Genomic DNA, 24,514 nt, shown 5'->3' with positions numbered 1-24,514 from the left:
TTCTAAATCCGGCTTAGTCGTTAAAAGCTAACCGGATTTTTTTATGGTGAAAGTTAACATCTTGATACTCCCCCTACATAAATGCAAATGGTTGCTCCTGCAAATAAAAAATAACATGACATATTGAACAAGCCACTTATTTGGTTAAGAGAATCTTTTTGCAGGAGAAGTAGTATGAGTAACCATTATGATGTTTTGATCATAGGCGCTGGAGTTTCTGGTATTGGTATGGCGTGTCATTTGGCAAGGGAATGTCCTGATAAAAAAGTGGGGATCTTAGAACGTCGCCGTAATATAGGGGGAACTTGGGATTTATTTCGCTATCCAGGTATTCGTACAGATTCGGATATGATGAGCTATGGCTATAAATTCCGTCCTTGGACAGATACCAGTATTTTTGCTGATGGACCTTCAATTAGACGCTATCTCCATTCAGTGGCAACAGAGTATGAAGTTGATAAGAAAATACAGTTCGGGTTAAAGATTATTCAAACTGACTGGTCAAATGAAACTTGCCAATGGACTGCTACTGCAATTGATGAATCCAGTGGAGAAACTCGGCAATTTACCTGTCATTTTCTTATCATGGCGACAGGTTACTACAACTATGATGAACCTCATTTACCCAAATTCCCCGGTGTTGAAAATTTCAAAGGTCTAATCATTCATCCTCAATATTGGCCTGAAGAATTGGATTACAAAGGAAAGCGAGTCGTTGTGATTGGAAGTGGTGCAACCGCAGTCACTTTACTGCCTGCAATGGCCAATGATACTGAACATATCACCATGTTACAGCGTTCCCCCAGTTATATTTTATCAATACCGGGAAGAGATAAGATTGCAGAACTGTTAAAAGGCATTATTCCCCAACGTTGGATTTATACGTTAAGTAAAAATCGCAATATCTTATTTTTTAGTTCTATGTATAAGATAAGCCGATATTTTCCTAACCTGGTCAGATCGTTTTTACTGGGATTGGTTCGCAGAAAAGTGGGGCCTGGTTTTGACATGAAACACCTTACACCAAAGTACATGCCATGGGATGAACGATTGTGTTTTGTTCCCGACAATAACCTGTTTAGGGTACTGAAAGAAGGCAAAGCTTCTATCGTTACCGACCAGATTGAGCGTATTACTGCAAATGGCATTTTGTTGAAGTCAGGTAAGGAATTACCCACGGATATCATAGTGACAGCGACAGGGCTGCAATTACACCTTATGGGGGGAATTGAATTTTTTATTGATGGGCAAAAGCCACAAAGTTATAACCAATTGTTATATAAGGGAACGTTGGTGCAGAATGTTCCTAATTTTGCTTATCTGGTTGGCTATATCAATAATGCCTGGACATTAAAAATTGATCTCTCGGCAGAATATATTTGTCGTTTGTTAAATGAGATGGATCGTCGCCATGCCAAGGTAGTCACACCGCATGCTCAACCGGATGAAATAGTAATTAATGAGCATATTTTTGGTAATTTGCGTTCAGGTTATGTGAGACGTGGTGAATCTGGTCTTCCTCGTCAAGGGCGTAGCCAAAATTGGCGTATTTCACATGATTATAAAAAGGATAAAGAGATATTTAGGCAATCTATTGATGATACGGCATTACGGTGGAAGTAAATTTTAACTCACGATTTGTGATGAGCCACTTCTTGGTCATCCAAGAGAAAATTCCCCCTGAGATAGCGCCAAAAATATGTCTTTCGGTTGAAAGTAACAAACCGAAGGCAAATCTCATGGCTTCAAAATAGCAGACATATCGCTTTAAAATTTCCAGTGCTATAGCTCATAAATATACTTGCACCTTTCGTTATATTTTGTCAGTTTTAATGAGATTAGTGGTATCTGATGAATATCTTTCAAGGCAGGGTAAGCATGAGTAAGAGTGTAGGTTTTATCGGCTGGCGCGGTATGGTCGGCTCAGTATTGATGCAACGGATGGTAGAAGAGCGGGATTTTGACGAAATAAATCCGGTTTTCTTTACTACTTCCCAACATGGGCTTCCTGCGCCGCAGTTTACAATAAATCGCGCAGGAAAATCAGGAGTCTTACAGGATGCTTTTGATATTGAGGCGCTGGGTGCGCTGGATATTATCATTAGCTGTCAGGGTGGGGATTATACCAATGAAATTTATCCCAAGCTGAGGGCAACCGACTGGCAGGGATATTGGATCGATGCTGCTTCTGCACTGCGTATGAATGATGATGCCGTCATTATTCTTGATCCTGTTAACCATCAACATATTCAAAATAGCCTGAATAAAGGCATCAAAACCTTTGTTGGCGGTAATTGTACCGTTAGCTTGATGCTGATGTCATTGGGAGGGTTGTTTGCCAATGATTTGATTGAGTGGGCAGCGGTATCAAGTTATCAGGCGGCTTCTGGTGGTGGCGCTCGTCATATGCGTGAACTGCTGGTGCAAATGGGGATGCTGCATAATCAGGTTGCTGAAGAGCTACAGAACTCCGCTTCCGCAATTTTGGATATTGAGAAACGTGTAACGGATTTTACCCGCAACGGTTCATTGCCAACAGACCAATTTGGTGTTCCTTTGGCGGGAAGTTTGATTCCGTGGATTGATAAGCAACTGGAAAATGGACAGAGCCGCGAAGAATGGAAAGGTCAGGCGGAAACCAACAAGATCTTGAACACGGGCAAGAATGTGATCCCGATTGATGGTTTGTGTGTCCGTATTGGGGCATTGCGCTGCCATAGTCAAGCGTTTACCCTGAAATTGAAAAAAGATATCCCGATCCATGAAATTGAAACATTGTTGGCTTCCCATAACGATTGGGTGCGCGTGATCCCGAATGATCGTGAACTGACAATGCGTGAGTTAACGCCGGCTGCGGTGACTGGTACGTTGAATACACCAGTGGGTCGTTTGCGTAAGCTGAATATGGGGCCGGAATATTTATCTGCCTTTACGGTGGGTGATCAGTTGCTATGGGGAGCAGCAGAGCCTTTGCGCCGTATGTTACGTATTTTGCTGTAAGAATTCATATAGAGGGATAATATTTTATCCCAGATACACAGGGTTATCTGGGATAATAGGATTTTAGCAGTAATATTAGATATCAATATTTGCCGCTTTCAGGGCATTCTCTTCAATAAATGCTCGGCGAGGTTCAACCGCATCCCCCATCAGGGTTGTGAACAGTTGATCAGTGGCAATCGCATCTTTCACCGTTACACGCATCATACGACGTGTTTCTGGGTTCATGGTCGTTTCCCACAACTGATCCGGGTTCATCTCTCCCAGGCCTTTATAGCGCTGGACAGCAAGACCACGGCGTGACTCTTTAGTCAGCCATTCCAGAGCCTGTTCAAAGCTGCTTACTGCCTGACGACGTTCGCCACGTTCGATGTATGCACCTTCCTCAATCAAATTCCCGATCAATTCACCCAGTTTGGTAATACGGCGATATTCGCCACCATGGATGAAATCAAAATCCAGATTGTAGTTGGTGTCAACGCCATGTGTACGAATGCACAGAACGGGGTCGAAAACCTGACGTTCACGGTTCTCATGGATTTGATAGCTGTAAGTGCTACCATGCTGCTCGTTGTCATTCAGGCGAATAGCCAGTCCACCTACCCACTCTTCCACTTTTGCCTGATCGTTCAAGGCATCTTCAGTCAGTGTTGGATGGTAAATCAGGTTATTCAGCAGGGCCAGCGGATATAGACGTTCCATGCGACGGATGATTTTATGAGCGGCATTGAATTCAGTCACCAATTTTTCCAATGCTTCTCCTTTCAGGGCAGGTGCATGTGGATTGGTATACAACGCTGCGCCATCCAATGCGATGGACATCAGATAGGCTTCCATTGCATCGTCATCTTTAATGTATTGTTCTTGTTTGCCTTTCTTCACTTTATACAATGGTGGCTGGGCGATGTAGACATAACCGCGCTCAATGATTTCCGGCATCTGGCGATAGAAGAATGTCAGCAACAGAGTACGGATGTGCGATCCATCAACATCGGCGTCGGTCATGATGATAATGCTGTGATAACGCAGCTTGTCTGGGTTGTATTCATCACGGCCAATTCCGCAACCCAAGGCAGTGATCAAAGTGGCGACTTCCTGTGAGGAGAGCATCTTGTCAAAACGTGCTTTCTCAACGTTCAGGATTTTACCTTTCAATGGCAGGATAGCTTGATTCTTACGGTTGCGTCCTTGTTTTGCCGAACCGCCCGCAGAATCACCCTCCACCAGGTAGAGTTCGGACAGGGCTGGATCGCGCTGCTGGCAGTCAGCCAGTTTGCCCGGCAATCCGGCCAGATCCAGTGCACCTTTGCGGCGGGTCATCTCACGGGCTTTACGTGCCGCTTCACGGGCACGGGCTGCGTCAATGATTTTGCCGACGACGGTTTTAGCATCGTTTGGGTTTTCCAGCAGGTATTCCACCAGCTTCTCATTCATCAGGGTTTCGACCACGGTTTTCACTTCGGAAGAAACCAGCTTGTCTTTGGTTTGGGAAGAGAATTTAGGATCAGGCACTTTAACGGAAATCACCGCAATCAGGCCTTCACGGGCATCATCACCGGTAGCACTGACTTTGGTTTTTTTGTTGTAACCCTCTTTGTCCATGTAGCTATTGAGGGTACGGGTCATCGCAGTACGGAAGCCAACTAAATGAGTTCCCCCGTCGCGCTGAGGAATGTTGTTGGTGAAGCAGTAAATGTTTTCCTGGAAACCGTCATTCCATTGCATGGAAATTTCAACACCAATACCGTCTTTTTCGGTACAGAAATAGAAGACATTTGGGTGAATTGGGTTTTTATTGCGGCTCAGGAATTCAACAAACGCTTTGATTCCCCCTTCATAGTGGAAGAGATCTTCGGTATTTGTACGTTTGTCGATTAAACGAATGGCAACACCGGAGTTGAGGAATGATAATTCACGCAGGCGTTTGGCCAGAATATCGAATTCGAACTCAGTGTTAATCTTAAACGTATCCATACTTGGCCAGAAACGGACAGTCGTTCCTGTCTGCTCAGTATCACCGACGACTTTCAATGGTGACTGTGGCACGCCCAGACAATAGGTTTGTTCGTGAACCTTACCGTCACGGCGGATAGTCAGTTCCAGTTTTTCCGATAAGGCGTTAACAACAGAAACTCCCACGCCATGCAGACCACCGGAAACTTTATAGGAGTTATCATCGAATTTACCCCCCGCATGCAGCACGGTCATGATGACTTCTGCTGCTGAAACACCTTCTTCTTCGTGTATGTCGGTCGGAATACCGCGGCCATCATCCTGCACAGAAACTGAATTATCTGCGTGGATAGTGACAGTTATTTTGTCACAATGACCTGCGAGGGCTTCGTCGATAGCGTTATCAACAACCTCGAAGACCATGTGGTGCAGGCCGGTACCATCATCGGTATCACCGATATACATGCCTGGACGTTTACGGACGGCATCCAGCCCTTTTAATACCTTGATACTTGAGGAGTCATATGTATTCGACATCAACGTTTCTCGCTCATCTTAATCCTATGGTTGAACCTCTATTTTGCCATGTTCTACGCGAAACATCCTGCTATTTACATCAATCATGTCTGTAACTTGCCCGGATGTGATTGCACTGACAAACACCTGGGCTTGCGTAGATTTCAGACGCTCGGCTAATAGCTGACGACGGCCGGCATCCAGTTCTGAGGCAAAATCATCAAGCAGATACAGGCATTTTTGCCCGCTCTGTCGGGTGAAATATTCACCCTGTGCTAACCTCAATGCGCACATCAGTAACTTCAACTGACCACGGGACAGCATATCTTCTACTGGTGTACTGTCCGCCCTGATCCGCAGATCGGCTTTATGCGGGCCGGAAGCGGTGTAGGTTAGCGATCTGTCGCGCTCAAACTGCCGCGCGAGCAGTTCCACATATTCACTCTCTTTATCCCAACCCTGCTGGAAGCTGATACTGAGTGTGAATTCAGGTAAAAATTGTTTGCAGGTTTTTTCTATATCCTCGGAAATTCCTGCAATATATTCAGCCCGCCATTGACTAATTTCGGTTGCCAATGGGGCAAGTTCTCGATCCCAATGCTGGATTTGGCTGTAGCGGGTGACTTGTCGCAGTGCAGCATTCCGTTGCTTAAGCAGCCTTTTCAGGTTGGCCCAGGCAGCAAAAAAGCGTGGCTCATTGTGAAAGCATCCCCAGTCAATAAAAGCCCGACGATATTTCGGGCCACCATTTAGCAACGTAAAACCTTCTGGCGTGATGAGTTGTATCGGCAGTATTTTCGCTAATTCAGCAATTTTATGTCCATCACTGCCATCTATCCTGACTTTGCTGTCGCCTTGGCGGTTTTTGCTTAATCCCACTGACAAAATACGTTCATAGGATTGCTGAGCAAGTCGTCCATGAAGAATGAACTCTTCGCAATCATGACGAATTACCCTCCCGGCCTGAATACTGCGAAAAGCACGGCCATGTCCTAATGTATAAATGGCTTCCAATATACTTGTTTTGCCGCTACCGTTTGGCCCAACCAGAAAATTAAAACCGGTTGCCAGTGGCAGGTCAGCATCCGCGATATTACGGAAATCGCGGATCAACAAACGCGAGAGAATCATATAATGGGTTAATTTTGTTACAGGCGCATTGGCATCACGACATAAGTCGCAGCCTGACTGGCTGAATTCTCAATTTTTACGCTGGATGTGGCATCTGTTAGCAGGAGACTCACTTGTTCGCATTTCAATGCGTTCAGAACATCCAATATGTAGCTGACATTGAAGCCAATTTCCATTTCAGTACCCTGGTAACTGACATCAACAATCTCTTCTGCCTCTTCCTGCTCTGGATTATTGGCGGTAATTCTAAGCTGGTTTTCACTTAAGTAGATGCGGACGCCCCGGAATTTTTCATTGGACAAAATCGCTGCCCGTGAAAATGCCTGCTTAAGCATGTCGCAATTGGCTTCCAATGTTTTATCGGGATTTTTGGGCAATACGCGACGATAATCAGGAAAACGACCATCAACCAACTTTGAAGTGAAGATAAAATCACCAACATGAGCACGAATGTTATTGCTGCCAATCTGCAATTGCAGCGGATTGTCACCGCCGTCCAGCAGACGCATTAATTCAATGACGCCCTTGCGAGGTACGATCACTGAATGGGACGGCAGATCTTGCCCGATGCTCATGGAACAAACTGCCAGACGGTGGCCATCTGTGGAAATGGTACGCAGTTCTTCGCCTTCAGTTTCAAACAACATACCATTCAAGTAATAGCGCACATCCTGATGCGCCATAGAAAATTGGGTGGATTCGATCAGGCGTTTCAGTGTGGCCTGAGGCAAGGAAAATTCGACTTCGCTCTGCCAGTCATCAAGATTGGGAAAATCTGAAGCGGGTAGAGTAGAGAGTGAAAAACGGCTGCGACCAGAACGAACGAGAATGCGATCGCTATCCAGTTCTACACTGATTTCTGCGCCGTCAGGCAACCCACGCCAGATATCGAAAAATTTACGTGCGGGGACAGTTGTTGCACCTTGTTCATGTGGCTGGGTCAGTGTAACCCGAGCTTTCATTTCCATTTCCAAATCGGTGCCTGTCAGCAGCAGGGCGCCTTCTGTTACCTGCAATAATAAGTTGCCTAAAATAGGCAGAGTAGGGCGACCGCCTAAGGGGCTGCTAACCTGTTGCAAAGGTTTTAATAATTGCTCACGTTCAATGATAAATTTCATAGCGCTAGGAAGACAGTGTTCTGATTAAGTTAGAAAAATCCTCTTTGATGTCGTGACTCTCCTCACGCAGTTGTTCGATTTTCCGACAAGCATGAAGTACGGTTGTATGGTCACGTCCACCAAAGGCATCCCCGATTTCAGGCAAGCTGTGATTGGTCAGCTCTTTTGCCAACGCCATTGCCATTTGTCTCGGACGGGCAACGGAGCGCGAACGGCGTTTGGAAAGTAGATCCGCGACTTTGATTTTGTAATATTCAGCCACCGTTTTCTGAATATTATCGATGGTTACCAGCTTTTCCTGTAGAGCCAATAAGTCACGTAATGCTTCACGTACAAAATCAATAGTAATCGCACGGCCTGTAAAATTGGCATTGGCAATAACTCGATTCAAAGCACCTTCGAGTTCACGAACGTTAGATCGCAGGCGTTTAGCAATAAAGAAAGCCACTTCCCCTGGCAACTGGATTTGATTCTCATCAGCTTTCTTCATCAGAATGGCAACGCGAGTCTCCAGTTCCGGTGGTTCAATAGCAACGGTCAATCCCCAGCCAAAACGGGATTTTAACCGATCTTCGACGCCATTTATCTCTTTCGGATAGCGATCTGATGTCAGAATAATCTGTTGATTACCTTCTAGCAGGGCATTGAACGTGTGAAAGAATTCTTCCTGGGATCGCTCTTTATTGGCAAAAAACTGAATATCATCGATCAATAGAGCATCCACTGAGCGATAATAACGTTTAAATTCTTCTATGGCATTGTTTTGCAATGCTTTTACCATATCCTGAACGAAACGTTCAGAGTGCATGTAAACCACTTTTGCATTGGCCTTGCGTGCCATAATGCTATTGCCGACAGCATGCAAAAGGTGGGTTTTGCCCAGTCCGGTTCCGCCATAAAGGAACAGAGGATTGTATGCTCCTCCAGGGTTATCAGCCACTTGTCTGGCGGCAGCTCTGGCGAGTTGGTTGGATTTACCTTCAACAAAGTTATCGAATGTATGCTTAGGATTAACATTGGAACGATAGGATAACTCTGGCTGAGCTTTTACGTTATCCCAGCTTGGGCGCACTGATGAACTGGACGGCGCAGCAGCCACCGGCATATCGGCAATGATTTTCTGAGATTTAGACTGGTTTGGCGAAACAGGCTTATTCCCTACTTCAAAACGCAGTAACGGTACTTCAGGACCACAGAAATCATTTAATAACAAATTGATATTATTAATATATTTCTCCCTTACCCAATCCAACACAAAACGGTTGGGGGCATAGAGAGCCAAAGTGTTATCACTCAGTTCTGCCTGAAGGGGTCGTATCCACATACTGAATTCTGTGGCAGGTAACTCATCCTGCAATCGGGCAAGACATTGCTGCCAAAGCGAAAGTGACACGGCGAACTCCCCTAAAACAAGACCAATAAAAGAAACCGGAATAAAAGATACGTTATATTGGGCACAAGGCGTTATTCCTCGTGGCGAGGAAGATAGCATGTACCTTGTGGCGATTTTTAACATCATCGCTCCCCAGAAATCCACATAATCTGTATATAGAGAGACTGGGATCGGGATCAACGATCATAACGCAAAAGACGACACAAATCCTCATTCTTTTACACAGCTTTGACGCTTTTTATCCACAGGGAGATCACCATGCTTTGGCACTTGCAGAATATAAAGGCCCATAAGAGATACTGTAGTGGAATCATGGTATATAGCAAACTTCATTTAATTATCGTTTGAAATTCAATATGCAAATGATGTTATGTTCACACATTAAGAATGCAACGATCTGTGTATGATCCTTGCGCTTTATTACACAGTCCGTATAATCTTGCACCCTGCGTGTTATGCCAACGATTTTTTCCGGTTAGGTCTGGTGAGAATTTGGGGTTAGCACTTCGGGTAGCAAAAAGTCTGACCTGTCTGTGATTGATTGAAATAAAAAAATCCGACAGGGAGGCGGTCAGGCTCGCATTATCTTAGATTGACGAGGGGTAGTACATTTTATTACAATCCTGCCTCTTTCTATATATTGATGTTGCGACTGAGGCATCGGTGTCTACTTTATTCTCACTGGTCGCCAACGCATTTGCTGAATCAGTAACAAATTTTAAGCTAGGTAGAAATCGCTATGAAACGCACTTTTCAACCATCCGTACTGAAGCGTAACCGTTCTCACGGCTTCCGCGCTCGTATGGCCACTAAAAATGGTCGTCAGGTTCTGGCTCGCCGTCGTGCGAAAGGCCGTGCTCGTCTGACTGTTTCTAAGTAATAAAGCTAACCAACCAAGTGGTTAAGCTCGCTTTTCCGAGGGAGTTACGTTTGTTAACTCCCGAGCATTTCACTTATGTTTTCCAGCAGCCGCAACGGGCAAGCTCCGCAGAGATAACTATTCTTGGGCGCTTGAATGAGCTGGGGCATCCCCGCATCGGTCTAACCGTCGCCAAAAAAAATGTTAAACGCGCCCATGAGCGTAATCGTATCAAGCGACTAGCTCGTGAAAGTTTTCGTTTAAACCAGCATAAATTGCCTCCAATGGATTTTGTGGTTTTGGTGAGGAAAGGGGTCGCTGAGCTCGATAACCGTGAGCTAACGGAAGCTTTGGGCAAATTATGGCGTCGTCACTGTCGCTTGGCTCGCGCCTCCTGATTGCTTTGATCAGAGGCTACCAGTTAGTGATTAGTCCACTGCTGGGGCCTCGTTGTCGTTTCAATCCTACCTGTTCCCACTATGGTATAGAGGCATTGCGCAGGTTTGGGATGATAAAAGGCAGTTGGTTAACAGTGAAACGCGTATTAAAATGCCACCCTTTACACGAAGGTGGTGATGATCCTGTCCCACCTAAAAAAAACGACGATAACAGAGAACATTAACGATGGATTCGCAACGCAATCTTCTTCTCATCGCTCTGCTGTTTGTTTCGTTCTTGGTCTGGCAGGCGTGGGAAAATGATAAAAACCCACAACCAACGGCCCAGATCACGCAGCAAGCAAATACTACGCTGAGTAGCGAAGCAAGCAGTGGGCAAGGTAAACTGATCACCGTGAAAACGGATGTGCTTTCATTGCACATTAATACTCGTGGCGGTGATATCGAGGAGGCTGATCTGCTGGCCTATCCTGATACTCTCGGTTCCAAAACTCCGTTCAAATTGCTGGAAACAACCCCTGAATTCACTTATCAGGCTCAAAGTGGATTAACGGGTATCAATGGTCCAGATAATCAAGCTGAACGCCCACTTTATCATGCCACTCAGGATAGCTTTGTTTTGGCTGATGGTCAGAATGAATTGCGTATTCCAATGACTTATACTGCGCCGGACGGCGTTGTTTATGTCAAGACTTTCGTTTTAAAACGTGGCGACTATGCAGTTTCTGTTGATTACAACGTCAATAACGTCACCGATAAACCATTACAGATGGCGTTTTTCGGTCAGTTGAAGCAGAGCGTTGAGCTGCCAAAACATCGTGATACTGGCAGCAGCAACTTTGCCCTGCATACTTATCGTGGTGCTGCTTACTCTTCTGATGAAGAAAAATACGAAAAATACAAATTTGATGATATTGAAAGTAAAGCGCTTTCCGTGACCACAAAAGGTGGCTGGGTAGCGATGCTCCAGCAATATTTCGCCACTGCGTGGGTTCCGGGAGAAGGCAAAACCAGTACTTTCTATACCAAAGACCTGAAAAACCAAAAAATGGCGATCATCGGGTACAAAGGTGAAGACATCAATATTGCGCCAAACAGCCAGCAGAATATCTCTTCTACCCTGTGGGTTGGCCCTGAAATTCAGGACAAAATGGCAGCGGTTGCACCACATCTGGATCTGACCGTGGATTACGGTTGGTTGTGGTTTATTTCTCAGCCATTATTCAAGTTGCTGAAATTCCTGCATGAGTTCATCGGTAACTGGGGCTTCTCCATTATTGCGATTACCTTTATCGTGCGCGGTATCATGTATCCGTTGACCAAGGCGCAATACACTTCAATGGCGAAAATGCGCCTGCTGCAACCAAAAATCACGGCGATGCGTGAGCGTTTTGGTGATGATCGCCAGCGCATGAGCCAGGAAATGATGGCGCTATATAAAACAGAGAAAGTGAATCCGCTGGGTGGCTGTTTGCCTCTGGTGATTCAGATGCCAATCTTCCTGGCGTTGTATTACATGTTGATGGGTTCTGTTGAGTTGCGCCATGCACCATTCATTGGTTGGATTAAGGATTTGTCTGCCCAAGATCCTTACTATATCTTGCCATTGCTGATGGGTGTGACCATGTTTGTTATCCAGAAACTGTCGCCGACTACCGTGACTGACCCAATGCAGCAGAAGATCATGACCTACATGCCTGTCGTGTTCACTGTCTTCTTCCTGTGGTTCCCATCTGGTCTGGTGTTGTACTACATCGTTAGTAACCTGGTTACCATTATCCAGCAGCAAGTTATTTTCCGCAGTCTGGAAAAACGTGGCTTACATACCCGCGAGAAAAAGTAGCTGGTTTTTTTAAATTAAAACAAATATAAGTGGAAGGCGGTCATTGGCCGCCTTTATTATTTTAGTTTTGAAAGATAACGAATATAGGTCAAAAGAGAGAATTTCATGAATACCACCGATACGATAGTCGCTCAGGCCACTCCTCCGGGACGAGGCGGTGTAGGCATTCTGCGTATTTCTGGCTCTAAAGCTGCGGAAGTTGCTGAGGTGGTATTGGGCAAACTCCCAAAACCTCGTTATGCCGATTACCTTCCCTTCTGTGATGCAGATGGTTCTGTACTTGATCAAGGCATTGCACTTTATTTCCCTGGCCCTAATTCATTTACGGGGGAAGATATTCTGGAGCTTCAAGGGCACGGTGGGCCGGTTATTCTGGATTTGCTATTAAAGCGTATTCTGACTATTTCCGGTGTACGCATTGCCAATCCAGGCGAATTCTCTGAACGTGCTTTCCTCAATGATAAACTTGACTTGGCACAGGCAGAAGCCATTGCAGATTTGATCGACGCCAGTTCTGAACAGGCAGCACGTTCCGCGATGAATTCTTTGCAAGGCACGTTCTCTAACCAAGTACATCAAATGGTAGAAGCGCTGACTAACTTGCGGATCTACGTTGAAGCCGCGATTGATTTTCCTGATGAAGAGATTGATTTCCTTTCCGATGGCAAGATAGAAGCTAAGTTAGATGAAGTGATCGCAGAACTGGAGCACGTTTGTTCACAGGCGCGTCAGGGCAGTTTGTTACGTGAAGGCATGAAAGTTGTGATTGCAGGGCGCCCAAATGCAGGTAAATCCAGTTTGCTCAATGCATTGGCAGGCCGTGAAGCCGCGATTGTGACTGATATTGCGGGTACAACGCGCGATGTTTTGCGTGAACATATCCATATTGATGGAATGCCGCTACATGTGATTGATACGGCCGGCTTGCGCGAAGCCAGTGATGAGGTGGAACGTATTGGTATTGAGCGGGCATGGCAGGAAATTGAGCAAGCGGATCGCGTGCTGTTTATGGTGGACAGTACGACAACGGATGCCATTGAACCTGCGCAAATCTGGCCGGAATTTATGGCTAAGCTGTCAGAATCGCTGCCTGTTACCGTCATTCGCAATAAGACAGATATGACTGAGGAAGAAACGGGCGTTACGGAAGTCAGTGGCTATACATTAATTCGTCTCTCTGCCCGTGATGGGGAAGGTATCGATTTTCTGCGTGATCACCTAAAAGAAACTATGGGTTTTAACAGCAATACAGAAGGTGGTTTCCTTGCCCGTCGTCGTCACTTGCAGGCATTAAACACAGCAGCGGAACATTTACAGGAAGGCCATCAACAGCTCGTTTTTGCCCGTTCAGGGGAACTGCTGGCAGAAGAACTGCGTTTGGCACAGCAAGCATTGAGTGAAATCACCGGTGAATTCACTTCCGATGATTTACTTGGGCGGATTTTTTCCAGTTTCTGTATTGGGAAATAATATCATTAGCTGATTAGCCACAATGATACTCAATCCTCGCTCCGCTTGAAAGCGAGGTGGGATTTACCTCAATGTAAAATCGAGGGTCAGTGTAACGTTAGACCCTGTGCCTGCTGGTATGGGGCCAACTGAATTGGCATTATTGATAGCATCAAGTGCGGCATTATCCAGTGTGCTATTGCCAGAGGAATTAACTACCTTGGCAGCAGCTAATGTGCCGTCGTCTAGCAGGGTAAAATTAACTGTGACTATACCTTGTTGCTTCATCCTCTTTGCCTTGCGGGGATAGCGTTTATGGCGTTCAATTTCTTGCCTCAGTCTTGCATAGTAATTGTCCACTTCGCTATTTCCTTGCCCCACCAAGGGTTGTGACGTTGCCGCGCGGCTCATACTGCCTTCTGAATTAGCCTGATCGCTACCGTGCGTTTCCTGCTCTGTCTGATTGTCTTTCTGTACCTGCGGTGATTGGGTGGTTTTCTTTTCTGCCATTTCTTGCGGTTTTTCTTTCTGTTGCTTTTGACGTTTCTTGGGTTTATCGGCTGCTGGCGGTTTGGCTACCTTATTTTCAGGGTGAATGGCTTTATCCAGCGCGAGTTCCGGTTTTATTGGTGATTCCGGTGCAGTCAAAAGTGGGGCTGGAGGAGAAACAGGCTCCGGCTTATTTTCCCACGATGGGGCAGCAACCATCGTAATAGATAACCCCAGAGTAGAAGCGTCACTGTTGATATGATGTGCAGTGTCATCATCATATGGAGTATGTCGGTTAAACAACCATATTAGACTGGTATGGAATAAAATGGCGATTAGGATACCAACCAGCAATCTTCTTCTGGGAATCAATGGAAAACAAGCGGCTGGATTATCTAATATGGCTGTGTTGGTCATACTATCCTCTAATCAAGTCCTTAAAACTGGCTGGTCAAACTGAGTTTAAAAGTTCTGCCCGGCGCTGGAATCATCGAACGTGTCAGCGGATCGAGATAGTAGCGGTTAGTTAGGTTTGTGCCAGTTAACTCCATTGATATAGAGGGAGTGATTTGGTAGCTGATATAGGCATCAACCGTAAACACCGGATTCCAGCGCATTGGGTTATTGGATTGCCCCTTATAAATGTCTGGTAAGGCATTCATCAGCCATTTTTCATCTTTGTTTTCTGCCTTGCTGTGGTAGAGCATTCGGCTGCCTAGTTCCAGTTTTTCATCAAACAGGCGGCCGCCGACGGTCAGGTTAGCTGAGTATTCTGGCTGGATAGAGGTGCGCAAATAACCGCCAGGGAAACCGCCATCAATACATTCAGGTATGCCATAACGATTCTGGGAATCCAGTCTCATGACAGAATTACTATCACATACCTTGTTTTTCATGTTATAGACCAACCCCATATCGGCAAAGAAACTGCCGTTGTCATAACGTGCCTGTAGTTCCAAACCAGCCAATTTCTGTTTATCCAATTGGGAGAATTTATAGGTATTGTCCCTGTCGAACACATTTTCAATGATGGTGTTGTAATAGGAGAGTTTGATATCGGCATGGCGTTCAGCTTCGACTAATTGGCTGAAATCGTAGACTAAGCCGACTTCCGCGGTTTTGGCACGTTCAGGTTTGAATTTATGGCCTATTTGGTTGGTTGTAGAGCCTGAAAAACCGACGGTATCTTCAAAAATGCTGGGCATTCTTACTGCTTCGGCATAGCGGGCGTAGATACGGAAATTGTCGGTGACATAGGCCGTCGCGGAGAAAGTAGGTGCCCAAGCGTGATCCTTACGTTTTGGCGCAGGTTCCCAAGGATCGTCAACAGCAGGGCCTGGTACGCCATTGGCATCCACTTTTTCGCCGTACTCATATTTATAAGCTTCTTTGCCACTGATTGGATCGATAACCTTTTCATTCATATCCAGTTGATCATTGAAATAGGGGTTACTGTTTTTACTCAGTTTGCCATTGTTAGGATCGTAATTCCAAGTGAATTCTTTTAGAACCATATAGCGTTTTTGCCCATCACGATCAAGAATAGAGTTGGTTGATAAACCTATTTCTTTTAATTTATTAGACAATTCCTTGCGTTCTTTTCGGCTCAATTTTCCATGCAATCTTTTCTTGAGATAATCAGATTCTTTTGCTGTCGGCGTTTGGTAATAACTCATTGCATGGCCAATGGTTTCCCGTTGTTTCTGGTAACGGTCATCTCTTGCGGCACGTCGTTCATTAAGTAAATCATCTTGAGACCAATAAGAAACGCGCTTGGCTCCAGCATTCAGCTCCAGCCATGAAGCTGGCCGCCAGTTAAAGTTAAAGGCGAGATTGATTTCCTGACGTTGTCCTTTCCGCGCCGGTGACTGGAAGAAATATAGATTGGTTGAATTATAATCATCATTGGAATCGAGGCGTTCCCGTTTGAAATTCCCCATTAAGGTCAGCTCTAAACTAGGGTGTAGGGTAAATTTATTGGAAAGATCGACACCCCAACGATTGTTTTGAGAATGGGTGATGGCGGTATTGATCAATGTGCCATCAATATTGGCGTTTCTGCCCTCAAGGCCATCTTCCCAACGCCAGTCTCTATCGGTGGGAGTGCGAGGATATCCTCCGGCGGTGTTGGTATTGCTGGTGGTGCGAGTTGTCCATAAGTTCATGTCGAAGTCGACATAGGGGTTATTCTCAGGCTGCCATTTATAGGTCAGGTTAGCAGCTTTCTGGTGAACTTTCGCTAATGGCCATTGAGGAACTTTATTTTTTTCGGGTGTAACCCAGCCCAAGCGCGAAGGCATGATATCACCAAATTCCATATGGGTATGACGAAACCCCAACTGTAGAGTCTGATCTTCGGTGAAACGCCAAGTATTTTTAATTAATACAGAACGCATTTCACTGGAAGTATTGGGAACTTCATTGCCGGGGCGATAGATACGAGCCGCAAAAGGCAGATATGGGTCCAGTGTTGTCTGGACATTCTTCATGAGTTCCCTGTCATTTTCCGTAATGGGTTCATCATAGCGATGGGCACCACCTTTTCCGGCAAAATAGTTACCCTGACGACGGTATGCATAGGCCAGCATTAGGTCAAAATATTCCTGCCGTGTTCCTAATGCGAAACGGAAGGCATTATCTTTGAAGCCAAACAGTTTATTGTCTTTCGATGAATGAGGCGTAACTTGCAACTCCGGATCGGTTTCAACCTTATTTTGGATAAAGTTAGGAATATCGCGGTAGTCTTGTCCCAATGATAGGGACGGTGTGCGCTCTCTCACTGAGTTGCTACTGGTTTCCAGTTTAGCATTGATGCCAAAAGTTTCCCCTTTCGGCACCACATCATCAATACTTAATGTTTTGATGGATACAGCGCCGCCGACAGAACTTTTAATTCCACGGCTTAGTGAAGGACCCTTTTCGATTTCAATGCTACTGATTAAATTTGGATCGATGTAGTTACGGTTATTGGCTCCATTATAACCACGCCCTACGGTAATAGCTTGTTCTGTGCCATCAATGGTGACGGGAATTCGCCCCTGTCCCTGAATGCCACGGATATTGACATCCAGAGCACTACTATTGCGGGCGTCACCGCTATATACGCCAACCGCATCTTTCAGTAAATCGGCAGGAGAGGCCCCTTTGTAACGTTCTATTTGTTTTTTGCCGATGTAGATATTGGAGATATCTTTGTCATAGACTGCGTTATAACCCTCTTCATCTTTAGCGCTGTTATCTGTGACACGAATCTTGCCCAGATCAGTTTTGCTGTTTGCGGTTGTGACCGTAGGTTCGGATTCAGCAAATAGGGGGGAGGCTGTCAGTGAAAAGGCCAGTGACAATGCAATTGTTATAGGGGTAAACTGTGTTTTAACTCGATATACCATTGATGTCTCTTGCCTCGCTTTGTCGATTATCATCACATAAATAAAAAACATAACACTTTGATTAAAAATACTTTTCCAGTCTGATTAGCACTTCGTTTTTGTTATAGCTGTACAGCCAATCCACATTGCTGTGATTACGTCGATGGCGGAAAGTGAAAGAAGGTGTCATACCCCATATTTCAGCGGCAGGGACTTTAATAACAGCGGTATATATTTGCTCATTTTCTTGCCGTTTAACTTCAAATATCGGGTTATAAGCATCAAAGTGGCGGACTCTTAGCGTGGCAAACAGTGAGCCATTAATACCAGTATAAATCTGCCCGGCTATCCCTGCCCGAAAGCCCCATTGTTGATAACTATCAGTAGGATGCTGGTCGTTATTCCGATATACCCAGTCACCACCGCCAAACAGAACAAATTCTTTGCTGATAGCATGGGATAGGGTGAGGTAGGAAGAGGTAAGTTCACCATTTTTCCAACGGTAAGTTTGTTTATGTCGCAGTTGCTTATGCTCAAGTTCAACATTAAGGGCTGTTTGCTTGGTTAATACCCATCTCCATTCTGTTTTGGCACCTATGGAGTGAGAGAAGGGATAACCAGCACGTTGTTTATATTCATACAGAGGGCCGAAGGAGACATCGTGGTTACTGCTTTTATAGTTGTATCCCCCGACCAGCAGAAATGTATTCTCGTTTTCATCATGGTAATCACGATAGTTTTCACCATAAATCAAGCCGCGGCCAAAAATGCCATGATGACCGGAAAGTTGGTAACGTCGGCTTAATGTCGCATCATAAGACATGCCCCACGCTTTGATGGCTTTTGGTATATGGCGTTCTTTATGGCAGCCACCGTTAGGATTAGGGATTAGACAAGTGGGGGGAGACTGGGAAGACATATTCACATTATCGTTATAGGCATAACCGACGGAGAAAGAGCCGCGCCAGCCATTTCTCAGTGCTATTGCTTTTAGATAGCTGTCGATATTTTTCACAACCGTTTCTGGTAATTCGTGCTGTTTGCTTAATCCGGTAAACAGTTGTTCAGATTCCCGATTTTTATGATCTTCAAAATAGACGCGGGCCAGTTCCAATTTAATACGAGTGAAGTCCGATTGTTGGTTCAGAATTTGTTGATAATGATAGGCAGCGAGGTCCAAGTTTCCTTCAAAGCGAGCCAGGCTACCCTGAGCAAAGGAGACCAACATAACATCATGCCCTGGCATTTTTTGGTAAGTAGTCAGAAAACGTTTGACATCTGACCACTGTTGGTGGTTGATGGCAAGGTAGAGAGCTTGGCTGATATCATTCAGGTTGTTTTCTACCTGAAATGTTTGTCCATTAATAACAATTAACGATGAACCATTTTTAGTAAAAACGGGGTCGGGTGTAATCAGATTGGCTTCATTTTTTCGTTGATTGTGCTGTGTTTCCTGCCAGATTTTGTGGCTGGTATCTTCATCGGCATATGTTGGCAGGGACAGGCATAAAGCCATAAGTGCCGTTAATAATATAGGGGTTGTTCTATTATCAGACATCATAAAACCAGATCACAAAGCCCACGTTAAAAATAAATGGCAATAAATAAATCCGTTAAATAAAACAGAGAACAATGCCATTTTGGCATTGTTCTCTGAAAAATTAATGACTACTGTTTAGAACCACCAAAAGCGGTATCTTTGGAACTGTCACCTTCAAATCTGGCATATCCGGCCAGACTGGAAGCACTGTCACCAAAGAAGTGACCTTGAGTTGTCCCATCAAGAGCACCAATCTTGGCATCACCCTCAAACCTGGCATCATCATAGATATCGGCATCGATATTTAATGTCATCGCAGTATTTGACATAGAGCCAACCAGCGTTTGCTCACCAAAGTTTGCGGTCAATGTACCAGAGAGTGCATTGTCACCACTGTATTGGTTAATACCTTGCACCACATAGGTTGCTGTACCATCGGTTGGCATATTGGTGGTGATATCCTTGCCTGCATAGTAAACCGTATGGGTGTTATCACCAGCTTGACCGGTCTGAGACCATTCACCGAAGTAAACGTCAGCATTGGCAACTTTGCTGAAATGGAATACACCCATACCGCCATGAGAGCCTGGTGCACCTGCTCTTGAGATGTTATGAATCCCATTACTGTCCTCTGGTGCCATGCGAGTCAAGCCAGAAAAACCGATGAGTTTTCCTCCACCGATTGAACTGACCCCAATGCCAGGGGCACCACTCGCACCACCATGTGAATTTGAACCCGTTTCGGTTGCACCAACCTTAACATATGATGGCGTGCTTATTTGATTCTGCCCAAAACCGACTTCTGCCTGAGCCTGTGCCATAAATCCCAATGTGCCTAAAGCGGCGATTAATACGTTGAACTTTTTCATCATTATCCTCGTTTGGAATGGGGGATCCCTCGTTACCCAATCTTAAAAACGGCCTGATCTATCGCGCGAGAAAAAAGTACACCGTTCAAATGATAATGTAAATGATAATTATTATTATTTGTTTCACTAATAATAGGGTTTATTAGTCAATATCTTTTTTTATTTTATTGATTTTTATTTTATTTTTTGCATTTTGGGTAAGGTTTAATCTATCTGATTTTTTTTTAAAATGTGAGGTTGGTAGATTTTATTTACTGAGGTTATTTTGTTATTAACAAGTTAATTAGCACTAAAAAAGTTTCTAATGTAATTAAATTAATAGTGTTATATAACGACTCATATAATTAAATAAAGTTAATACATATATTTTATATGGGGAAATATTCATCCTTTATTGTGGAAAATAATGAGTTATGGTGAAATTTGAGCGCAAAGAACCAATCAAATAAATGTTTACCCATATCTTTATTTTCTGCGTTGTAGAAAACCGCCATTTAAAAGAATAAAGGGTATATCAGTTTTCATATATTTATCTGGCAGAGAAAGCCTAATTGGAGATGCATTATGGAAGCAAAAATTGTTATTCAGTCTGCTGAAGAAAGGACCGATCTTGGTGATAAGGTAGAGGAGCTTATTGATAACAATTGGCCTCTATTTATGAATTATGATGCAGTTGCTGAGCAACATTGGCACAAATTATATGAACCGGGTTTTAATCACTTTCAAAAACTTGCCATTCTGCAACAGGGGAACGAAGAGCGTCTTATTGGTTTACTGAACTCAATTCCTTTTCCTTGGGAAAATCGCTCATTAGATCAATTGCCTGATGAAGGATGGGATGCTGTATTTGACGCTGGTGTGACGGCGAGAGGAAAGATGCAAGCCAATCTGGTGTCTGCCCTGAGTGTGACGGTTGATCCTGCGTTCCGCGGGAAAAATATTCCTGCTTTATTGATTAATAGTTTGAAACAGACTGCCAGAGATGAAGGCTTACAGGGTCTGGTTGTTCCTGTCAGGCCGAGTTTGAAAAGCCAATATCCCCTGCAAGACTTCATCGAATATTGCGGATGGAAAAATGATAAAGGCGAATCGTTTGATCCGTGGATCCGCACCCATTGTCGATTAGGTGCCAAAATCATTAAGCCTGCCCTGCGTTCCATGGATATTTATGGCACTTTGGAACAGTGGCAGGAATGGACAGGCATGAAGTTTCCGCAAAGCGGGGAATACGTCATTCCGGGTGGTCTGGTGCCATTGGTGGTAGATGTTGAAAAACAGATGGCTTATTACATTGAGCCTAATTTGTGGATGTACCACAGTCTTGATTAAAAATATTTCTCTAACTGTATCTGTACTTCGTTTTTATCGTAACTGTATAACCAGTTCACATTACTGTGATTGTGTCGATGGTGGAAAGTTAAAGATGGTGTCATGCCCAATATCTTAGTGGCAGGAAATTTAATGGCGGCAGTATAGATTTGTTCATTATCCTGGCGTCTGGCACCCAATAATGGGCTGTAAGCGCCGAAGCGTTGTTTTCTCAGTGTGACAAGCAGCGAGCCATTAATGCGGGAATAGAGTTGCCCAGCTATTCCCGCACTTACTCCCCATTGTTGATAGCGAGCCATTGGTTGTTGATTATTTCGATAGCTCCAATTGCCACCACCAAACAGAACTAATTTATCATTGATGGCATGAGATAGGCTGAAATAGGATGAGGAAAGTTCGCCGTCTTTCCTGCGGTAAAGCGGCTGATAACTCAATTTTTTATGTCCAAATTCAACATTAAGGGCGGTTTGTTCGGTGATAGCCCACTGCCATTCTATTTTGGCACCGATGGCATGGTATTCGGTATTCCCTGCACGCTGTTGATATTCAAATAAGGGGCCAAAGGAGAAATCATGGCTCCTGTTTTTATAGTTGTAGCCACTGATCAGCAGGAACATATTTTCGTTTTCGTCGTGATAATTGGGATAATTTTCACCATAAATCAGACCTCGGCCAAAAATGCCGTGATGGCCGACAAGCTGGTAACGTCGGCTTAAGGTAGCGCTGTAAGTCCCACCCCATGCTTTGATAGATTTTGGCACGCCACGTTCAATTATGCACTTTCCCTTTATGGAACGTAGGCAGATGGGTTTCTGATTTGGAGACATATTGATATTATCGTCATAGGCATAGCCAAATGAGAATGAACCGCTCCAATCATTTCTTGAGGTTATTGCAGCCAGATAACGGTCAATATTCTTCAAGACCATGTCTGGTAACTGATATTGTTTACTGATTTCTTTAAATAACTGAGCGGATTCTTGGTTTTTGTGATCTTCAAAATAAATACGAGCCAGTTCCAGTTTAATGCGGGTAAAATTCGGTTTTTGACGTAGGATCTTTTGATAATAAGAGGTAGCAAGCGTTAAATTCCCTTTAAGATGTGCTAGCCCGCCTTGAGCAAAATCGCTAAGTAACGGATCATACCCAGGAATTTTTTGATAAATCGGCAGAAGGCGTCTGACGTCTTGCCACTGCTGATGGTTAATGGCAAAGTACAGTGCTTGACTGATGTCCTTAAGATTGTTTTCAACTTTAAGTTCTTGTCCATGAGTCATGGTTAATGAGAAGCGATCTTTTATAGAAACGGAATTTAGAACTTTCTTTTTCTGTTTATTGTGTTGTTGATTATATCGTGCTCCTTGCCAAATCTTGTGGTTAATATCTTCATTGGCACAAACTGCTGGGGACAGGAATGAGATCAACAGTACTATAAGTAATATTGGAAATATTTCCTTTTCAGTCACTTTTTTTTGATCAGACATAGCAAAAACCCGATTCATAAGGCCCCTATTTATTTGAAATAAACAATTTGGAAATAAATAGAGTTAAAGAAGATGAAGAGGAAAACAGTGCCCAAAATGACACTGTTTTCTGAGGAATTAATTATTTAATTCTAGTACCAAAGAAATCAGTGTCTTTTGTTCTGTCGCTATAATATAAAATGTGGCCTTCCAAAGAGTTAATGTTGGCACCAGATAATTCTCCAAAAGTGTGCCCAATCATGCCGTTGGCTCTGGCGCTACCTAAAAACTTGCCGTTATCATTTATCTTGGCCTCAATACCTACAGTTTGTGAACTATTGCTCATTGAGCCACTCAATACGTAATAATCAAAATCTGCGACAAAATGACCGGAGAGGGGGTTTTTGCGGTTATCTTGGCTAACGCCTTTTACGTTATAGATTACAGTACCTCTGTCTGGCAGTTTGGTTGTCACCTCCTTGCCTGTATTAAAAACAGTATGGGTGATCTCCGAAGTATCGGGCGTTTTTTGTGCCCATTCCCCAAAGTAAATTTCCCCCTTTTCCTTCTCGAACAGAAAATGGGGATTGGTTTCTTGCTGGTTTATACTATCCGCAATTTTTGCTTGAGCTTGTGCGATAAATCCAACAACACCTAACATGGAGATTAATAATATATTGAGCTTTTTCATAAGCAGCCTCACAGAGTATTGAATGTCTTGTTATCCTGTTATAAGAACGTCCTGAATTTTTCGGGTGAAAGTTTTGCACAAAAAACGCACAGAAAATAAAATGTATACTGGACAAATGGTGGTGTAAATAATAAGTTATTATTATGTTTTGTGTTCGTTGAATGTCATTGTTTGCACAAATTAGCGTTTACGTAAATTAGAATTTAATTATTTGAAATAAATAAAAATAATATTAATGAAGAAGGGTAACAGTGCCTCAAATGACACTGTTTTCGGAAGGGATTAAATTATTACTGTTTAGTTCCTCTGAATATAATTCCTTGTCCCTCTTTATCAAATATGGCCCACCCTGATAGAAAGGGGGTGATATGAGGTAATTCAACGAATTTCCCAAGGGAAACTCCATCCATTTTCTCATGGTACACCCTATCAATAGTACCGCTGCCTGTGGCCTTACCTAAAAATTCGCCATTGTCCTTTATATTGGCATCAATACCTATCGTTAGTGAACTGTTGCTCATTGAGCCAACCAGTTTTTTTGCTATCAAAATTTGCGGTTAATTTGCCGTAGAGAAAATGACGGCCAGTAAAGTCTGGAGTGCCTTTTACTGTATAGACCGCAGTGCCATTATCAGGCAGCTTGGTTGTTACCTCCTTGTCTGTATTAAAAACAGTATGGGTGATCTCCGAAGTATCGGGCGTTTTTTGTGCCCATTCCCCAAAGTAAATTTCCCCCTTTTCCTTCTCGAACAGAAAATGGGGATTGGTCTCTTGCTGGCTTATACCATCCACAATTTTTGCCTGAGCTTGTGTGATAAATCCAATAATGCCTAACATAGCGATTAATATATTGAGCTTTTTCATAAGCAACCTCACAGAGTATTGAATGTCTTGTTATCCTGTTATAAGAGCGTCCTGAATTTTTCGGGTGAAAGTTTTGCACAAAAAACGCACTGAAGATAAAATGTATACTGGACAAATAGCGGTGTAAATAATAAGTTATTATTATGTTTTATGTCTGTTGAGTTTCATTGTTTTCGCAATTGGAGTTTACCTGAATTAGAATTAATATATTGAAATGTAATGTTATTGTTGTAAGTGAGAT

General features: G+C 43.9%; 20 protein-coding genes. 8 read left to right on the top strand and 12 right to left on the bottom strand.

Annotation, left to right across the window (positions count from 1 at the left end):
• Positions 1-174 precede the first annotated feature (174 nt).
• Both BDE27_RS05470 and asd read left to right on the top strand, forming a co-directional pair.
• A complete protein-coding gene (locus tag BDE27_RS05470) occupies positions 175-1,623 on the top strand; it encodes a flavin-containing monooxygenase (protein WP_099132906.1) in 1,449 nt (482 codons plus the stop codon).
• 255 nt (positions 1,624-1,878) lie between these two features.
• The gene (gene asd / locus BDE27_RS05465) at positions 1,879-3,000 is read left to right on the top strand and encodes an aspartate-semialdehyde dehydrogenase (RefSeq protein WP_099132907.1); all 1,122 of its coding nucleotides are present in this window, start codon (positions 1,879-1,881) and stop codon (positions 2,998-3,000) included.
• A 75-nt stretch (positions 3,001-3,075) separates the two neighbouring features.
• Here the strand turns inward: asd and gyrB are convergent, their stop codons facing one another.
• From gyrB to dnaA, 4 genes are read right to left on the bottom strand one after another with little or no spacing between them, the layout of a single operon-like run.
• Positions 3,076-5,490 carry a DNA topoisomerase (ATP-hydrolyzing) subunit B gene (gyrB, locus tag BDE27_RS05460; RefSeq protein ID WP_099132908.1) on the bottom strand — a complete coding sequence of 805 codons (2,415 nt, stop codon included), beginning with the start codon at positions 5,488-5,490 and terminating at the stop codon, positions 3,076-3,078.
• A gap of 24 nt (positions 5,491-5,514) precedes the next feature.
• Positions 5,515-6,600 (bottom strand): DNA replication/repair protein RecF, encoded by a 1,086-nt coding sequence (gene recF, locus BDE27_RS05455; protein WP_099132909.1) that lies wholly within the window; start codon positions 6,598-6,600, stop codon positions 5,515-5,517.
• Between the two features lie 17 nt (positions 6,601-6,617).
• A complete protein-coding gene (dnaN, locus tag BDE27_RS05450; protein ID WP_099132910.1) occupies positions 6,618-7,718 on the bottom strand; it encodes a DNA polymerase III subunit beta in 1,101 nt (366 codons plus the stop codon).
• Between the two features lie 4 nt (positions 7,719-7,722).
• Positions 7,723-9,111 (bottom strand): chromosomal replication initiator protein DnaA, encoded by a 1,389-nt coding sequence (dnaA, locus tag BDE27_RS05445; protein ID WP_099132911.1) that lies wholly within the window; start codon positions 9,109-9,111, stop codon positions 7,723-7,725.
• Positions 9,112-9,850: 739 nt separating this feature from the next.
• Here dnaA and rpmH point away from each other — a divergent pair.
• From rpmH to mnmE, 5 genes are all read left to right on the top strand, one after another.
• Positions 9,851-9,991, top strand: coding sequence for a 50S ribosomal protein L34 (gene rpmH / locus BDE27_RS05440; protein ID WP_000831330.1), 141 nt, complete (start codon positions 9,851-9,853; stop codon positions 9,989-9,991).
• Between the two features lie 17 nt (positions 9,992-10,008).
• A complete protein-coding gene (gene rnpA / locus BDE27_RS05435) occupies positions 10,009-10,368 on the top strand; it encodes a ribonuclease P protein component (protein ID WP_074018982.1) in 360 nt (119 codons plus the stop codon).
• Positions 10,332-10,592 (top strand): membrane protein insertion efficiency factor YidD, encoded by a 261-nt coding sequence (yidD, locus tag BDE27_RS05430; RefSeq protein ID WP_047771132.1) that lies wholly within the window; start codon positions 10,332-10,334, stop codon positions 10,590-10,592. Before rnpA ends, yidD begins: the two co-directional genes overlap by 37 nt.
• Positions 10,593-10,594: 2 nt before the next feature.
• The gene (gene yidC / locus BDE27_RS05425; RefSeq protein WP_099132912.1) at positions 10,595-12,211 is read left to right on the top strand and encodes a membrane protein insertase YidC; all 1,617 of its coding nucleotides are present in this window, start codon (positions 10,595-10,597) and stop codon (positions 12,209-12,211) included.
• A 105-nt stretch (positions 12,212-12,316) separates the two neighbouring features.
• A complete protein-coding gene (mnmE, locus tag BDE27_RS05420) occupies positions 12,317-13,681 on the top strand; it encodes a tRNA uridine-5-carboxymethylaminomethyl(34) synthesis GTPase MnmE (RefSeq protein WP_099132913.1) in 1,365 nt (454 codons plus the stop codon).
• A gap of 63 nt (positions 13,682-13,744) precedes the next feature.
• On the opposite strand, the gene BDE27_RS05415 is transcribed toward mnmE, so the two are convergent.
• From BDE27_RS05415 to BDE27_RS05400, 4 genes are all read right to left on the bottom strand, one after another.
• Positions 13,745-14,566, bottom strand: coding sequence for an energy transducer TonB family protein (locus tag BDE27_RS05415; protein ID WP_099132914.1), 822 nt, complete (start codon positions 14,564-14,566; stop codon positions 13,745-13,747).
• A 20-nt stretch (positions 14,567-14,586) separates the two neighbouring features.
• A complete protein-coding gene (locus tag BDE27_RS05410) occupies positions 14,587-17,538 on the bottom strand; it encodes a TonB-dependent receptor domain-containing protein (RefSeq protein WP_099132915.1) in 2,952 nt (983 codons plus the stop codon).
• A 61-nt stretch (positions 17,539-17,599) separates the two neighbouring features.
• Positions 17,600-19,078: a surface lipoprotein assembly modifier gene (locus BDE27_RS05405; protein WP_244208696.1), complete on the bottom strand. Its 1,479-nt coding sequence runs from the start codon at positions 19,076-19,078 to the stop codon at positions 17,600-17,602.
• Between the two features lie 107 nt (positions 19,079-19,185).
• Positions 19,186-19,929, bottom strand: a complete 744-nt coding sequence (locus tag BDE27_RS05400; protein ID WP_244208695.1) for a Slam-dependent surface lipoprotein — start codon at positions 19,927-19,929, stop codon at positions 19,186-19,188.
• Positions 19,930-20,490: 561 nt separating this feature from the next.
• Between BDE27_RS05400 and BDE27_RS05395 the strand changes: the two genes are divergently transcribed.
• Positions 20,491-21,255 (top strand): GNAT family N-acetyltransferase, encoded by a 765-nt coding sequence (locus BDE27_RS05395; protein WP_099132918.1) that lies wholly within the window; start codon positions 20,491-20,493, stop codon positions 21,253-21,255.
• Here the strand turns inward: BDE27_RS05395 and BDE27_RS05390 are convergent.
• From BDE27_RS05390 to BDE27_RS05375, 4 genes are all read right to left on the bottom strand, one after another.
• A complete protein-coding gene (locus tag BDE27_RS05390; protein WP_099132977.1) occupies positions 21,252-22,739 on the bottom strand; it encodes a surface lipoprotein assembly modifier in 1,488 nt (495 codons plus the stop codon). The genes BDE27_RS05395 and BDE27_RS05390 overlap by 4 nt on opposite strands.
• 121 nt (positions 22,740-22,860) lie before the next feature.
• Positions 22,861-23,409, bottom strand: a complete 549-nt coding sequence (locus BDE27_RS05385) for a HupA family protein (protein WP_099132919.1) — start codon at positions 23,407-23,409, stop codon at positions 22,861-22,863.
• Between the two features lie 290 nt (positions 23,410-23,699).
• Positions 23,700-23,930, bottom strand: a complete 231-nt coding sequence (locus BDE27_RS05380) for a hypothetical protein (RefSeq protein ID WP_120211317.1) — start codon at positions 23,928-23,930, stop codon at positions 23,700-23,702.
• On the bottom strand, positions 23,899-24,273 hold the full coding sequence (locus BDE27_RS05375; RefSeq protein ID WP_120211316.1) for a HupA family protein: 375 nt from the start codon (positions 24,271-24,273) through the stop codon (positions 23,899-23,901). Before BDE27_RS05375 ends, BDE27_RS05380 begins: the two co-directional genes overlap by 32 nt.
• Between the last annotated feature and the right edge of the window lie 241 nt (positions 24,274-24,514).

Source organism: Xenorhabdus ehlersii, from assembly GCF_003610465.1.
In the GTDB taxonomy this organism is placed as follows: domain Bacteria; phylum Pseudomonadota; class Gammaproteobacteria; order Enterobacterales; family Enterobacteriaceae; genus Xenorhabdus; species Xenorhabdus ehlersii.
This window is presented reverse-complemented; position numbering and strand designations above follow the sequence as displayed.

Bases quoted from the DNA above. Each gene is read 5' to 3' on its own strand.
- recF (WP_099132909.1), bottom strand. From the start codon at position 6,600: ATGATTCTCTCGCGTTTGTTGATCCGCGATTTCCGTAATATCGCGGAT.
- BDE27_RS05385 (WP_099132919.1), bottom strand. From the start codon at position 23,409: ATGAAAAAGCTCAATATATTATTAATCTCCATGTTAGGTGTTGTTGGA.
- BDE27_RS05415 (WP_099132914.1), bottom strand. From the start codon at position 14,566: ATGACCAACACAGCCATATTAGATAATCCAGCCGCTTGTTTTCCATTG.
- gyrB (WP_099132908.1), bottom strand. From the start codon at position 5,490: ATGTCGAATACATATGACTCCTCAAGTATCAAGGTATTAAAAGGGCTG.
- dnaN (WP_099132910.1), bottom strand. From the start codon at position 7,718: ATGAAATTTATCATTGAACGTGAGCAATTATTAAAACCTTTGCAACAG.
- BDE27_RS05380 (WP_120211317.1), bottom strand. From the start codon at position 23,930: ATGAGCAACAGTTCACTAACGATAGGTATTGATGCCAATATAAAGGAC.
- asd (WP_099132907.1), top strand. From the start codon at position 1,879: ATGAGTAAGAGTGTAGGTTTTATCGGCTGGCGCGGTATGGTCGGCTCA.
- mnmE (WP_099132913.1), top strand. From the start codon at position 12,317: ATGAATACCACCGATACGATAGTCGCTCAGGCCACTCCTCCGGGACGA.
- BDE27_RS05410 (WP_099132915.1), bottom strand. From the start codon at position 17,538: ATGGTATATCGAGTTAAAACACAGTTTACCCCTATAACAATTGCATTG.
- BDE27_RS05390 (WP_099132977.1), bottom strand. From the start codon at position 22,739: ATGTCTGATCAAAAAAAAGTGACTGAAAAGGAAATATTTCCAATATTA.
- BDE27_RS05470 (WP_099132906.1), top strand. From the start codon at position 175: ATGAGTAACCATTATGATGTTTTGATCATAGGCGCTGGAGTTTCTGGT.
- yidC (WP_099132912.1), top strand. From the start codon at position 10,595: ATGGATTCGCAACGCAATCTTCTTCTCATCGCTCTGCTGTTTGTTTCG.
- BDE27_RS05405 (WP_244208696.1), bottom strand. From the start codon at position 19,078: ATGATGTCTGATAATAGAACAACCCCTATATTATTAACGGCACTTATG.
- rpmH (WP_000831330.1), top strand. From the start codon at position 9,851: ATGAAACGCACTTTTCAACCATCCGTACTGAAGCGTAACCGTTCTCAC.
- BDE27_RS05375 (WP_120211316.1), bottom strand. From the start codon at position 24,273: ATGAAAAAGCTCAATATATTAATCGCTATGTTAGGCATTATTGGATTT.
- yidD (WP_047771132.1), top strand. From the start codon at position 10,332: ATGGCGTCGTCACTGTCGCTTGGCTCGCGCCTCCTGATTGCTTTGATC.
- BDE27_RS05400 (WP_244208695.1), bottom strand. From the start codon at position 19,929: ATGATGAAAAAGTTCAACGTATTAATCGCCGCTTTAGGCACATTGGGA.
- BDE27_RS05395 (WP_099132918.1), top strand. From the start codon at position 20,491: ATGGAAGCAAAAATTGTTATTCAGTCTGCTGAAGAAAGGACCGATCTT.